Raw genomic sequence first — 779 nt, forward strand, 5'->3', positions numbered from 1 at the left:
AAGTAGCTAGTCTAACCTTCGGGAGGACGGTTACCACGGTGTGATTCATGACTGGGGTGAAGTCGTAACAAGGTAGCCGTAGGGGAACCTGCGGCTGGATCACCTCCTTAATCGACGACATCAGCCTACTGATGAGCTCCCACACGAATTGCTTGATTCATTGTAAAAGACGATCAAGACCCAAAGTTATACCATTAGGTCTGTAGCTCAGTTGGTTAGAGCGCACCCCTGATAAGGGTGAGGTCGGCAGTTCAAATCTGCCCAGACCTACCATTTTTGGTTGGAATGTTGAGCACCCCATGCCTCTGGATAAAGAGTGGTGAGGACGGCTCTTCTGCAGTTCAAATCTGCCCAGGCCTACCATTACATGGTTCAGCCGTAGAATACGGGGCCATAGCTCAGCTGGGAGAGCGCCTGCCTTGCACGCAGGAGGTCAGCGGTTCGATCCCGCTTGGCTCCACCACTTTCTGCGGTAGATGTTGCTCCTGCTCAGAAATTAGAAATGAACATTCGTTGATGAATGTTGATTTCTGACTTTTGTCAGATCGTTCTTTAAAAATTCGGATATGTGATAGATATAGACTGACATGCACTTTCACTGGTGTGTGATCAGGCTAAGGTAAAATTTGTGAGTTCTGCTCTTAACTGAGCGAAATGCGAATTTTCGGCGAATGTCGTCTTCACAGTATAACCAGATTGCTTGGGGTTATATGGTCAAGTGAAGAAGCGCATACGGTGGATGCCTTGGCAGTCAGAGGCGATGAAAGACGTGGTAGCCT

At 48.4% G+C, this 779-nt stretch carries 2 tRNA genes and 1 rRNA gene; all 3 read left to right on the top strand.

The window, feature by feature from the left end:
• Positions 1 to 110, top strand: a 16S ribosomal RNA gene (locus DMX12_RS28865); the annotation flags it as partial.
• 86 nt (positions 111 to 196) lie between these two features.
• Positions 197 to 273 (top strand) — tRNA-Ile (locus DMX12_RS28870).
• A gap of 114 nt (positions 274 to 387) precedes the next feature.
• Positions 388 to 463 (top strand) — tRNA-Ala (locus DMX12_RS28875).
• The last annotated feature ends 316 nt before the right edge of the window (positions 464 to 779 follow it).

It is taken from the genome of Pseudomonas sp. MB-090624, from assembly GCF_003205245.1.
Lineage (GTDB): Bacteria > Pseudomonadota > Gammaproteobacteria > Pseudomonadales > Pseudomonadaceae > Aquipseudomonas > Aquipseudomonas juntendi.